Source organism: Streptomyces sp. NPDC051172 (genome assembly GCF_040682555.1).
Classification (GTDB): Bacteria; Actinomycetota; Actinomycetes; order Streptomycetales; family Streptomycetaceae; genus Streptomyces.
Genome location: NZ_JBFBBE010000358.1, coordinates 1 through 1,361, shown reverse-complemented (window position 1 = coordinate 1,361; position 1,361 = coordinate 1). Strand labels below are relative to the sequence as shown.

Annotated in this window: 3 protein-coding genes; all 3 read left to right on the top strand. The window is 71.8% G+C overall.

Translation table 11 applies throughout. The features are described from left to right. The first annotated feature begins 59 nt into the window (after positions 1-59). Genes AB0N07_RS51085 through AB0N07_RS51075 form a run of 3 tightly spaced genes read left to right on the top strand, consistent with a single transcriptional unit; the run spans position 60 to position 1,269 of the window. A complete protein-coding gene (locus AB0N07_RS51085; RefSeq protein ID WP_350890282.1) occupies positions 60-500 on the top strand; it encodes a hypothetical protein in 441 nt (146 codons plus the stop codon). Beyond that, a complete protein-coding gene (locus tag AB0N07_RS51080) occupies positions 497-970 on the top strand; it encodes a hypothetical protein (protein WP_350749448.1) in 474 nt (157 codons plus the stop codon). Before AB0N07_RS51085 ends, AB0N07_RS51080 begins: the two co-directional genes overlap by 4 nt. 5 nt (positions 971-975) lie before the next feature. After that, positions 976-1,269: a hypothetical protein gene (locus AB0N07_RS51075; RefSeq protein ID WP_350749445.1), complete on the top strand. Its 294-nt coding sequence runs from the start codon at positions 976-978 to the stop codon at positions 1,267-1,269. Positions 1,270-1,361 lie beyond the last annotated feature (92 nt).

Sequence of the window (1,361 nt, the reverse complement as noted above, 5' to 3'; positions counted from 1 at the left end):
CCCTAGCGGCCTCCACCACACCTGGTGGGGGCCGTCGTCATTCCCGACACCCTTTGGAGGTGCCCGTGCCTCGTCGCGTGGCTCAGCTCGTCGTCCGTATCCGCCGTTCCGCGTTTCCAGAGATCGTGGCGGTGTCCCTCTCGGCCGCGCTCGTCGCGATCGGGCTGACGTTCGCCCTCGCCCCGGACCGGTTCCAGACGCCTACGTGGGCGCCGATGTGGGAGTTCGCGTCCCCGGTGGCGTGGGCGCTCGCCGCGGTCTTCGCCGGCACCCTGTCGGCGCTCGTGGTGCTGCGCTGGCGTGAGCTCGCCCCGGCCCCGTTGATCCTGCAGACGGGGATCTGGGGGACGATCAGCGCGCTCATCACGTGGGGCACGATCGGTGGCGGCGTCCCCTCCGCCGCGATCATCTACGCGCTCCCGGGCTGGTTGTGCCTGCTGCTCGTCGTGCTCTACATCTCCGAGGCCCGCCACCCTGACGACACGGCGGCCCACCGATGACCGCACCCCACGTCCCCGTCACCTCCAGCACGCACGCGCTCGCCGTCACCATGTACGTCGGCATGATCGTCCTCGGCGTCGCGCACGCCACCGGGGTCATCTCCTCGCGCGCTGTGCAGGAGGTCCTGGCCTCCCCGTGGGAGGAGATCTGGGCCGGCCTGCACCTGATCGGCCCGATCATGGCCGCCGCCGGGGCCCTCGCCGCCGCGCACCGCAAGCTGCCCATCTACTCCATGTCCGCCGAGCTCGTCGGCTGCGCGATCTTCGCCATCACGAAGGGCACCTACGTCGTCTGCCTCTTCACCGTCTACGGCCTCGAGGGTGGCCCGTCCACACAGATCATGGGCGCCGGCATCGCCATCGGCTGCGCCGCACGCGCCACCCAGGTCGGCCTCGAGCTGTCCCGCCTCGTGGCCGCCGCCCACGCCACCACCAGCCCGGAGCCCGCCACCGCGCCCACCGGGAGGTGACCCGCTTGAGCCCTGAGCACATCGCCCTGCTCATCACCTCCCTCTCCCCCATCGTCCTGGCCCTCATGGCCGGCATCGGCTGGGTCGTACGCCACCGCATCGAGACGGCGACCGCCCCCGGCGCGGAGCCCCCCACCACGCAGACCCCGGCGGCGCTGCCGCGGGACCTGTACGACGACTGCCGCGAGGACCTTGAGACCACGCGCGCGGAGCTGACCACCGAGCGGACCCGACGCATCCACCTGGAGGGCATCCTCGCCCGCCGCGGCATCACCCCCACCACCCCTACGGAGGACTGACCCATGCCCACCCCTACCGAGATCGTCGCCCAGCACCTCGACAACGCGGCCGCCTGAACGGAGACACCATGTCGTACATGCTCACCGGCCTG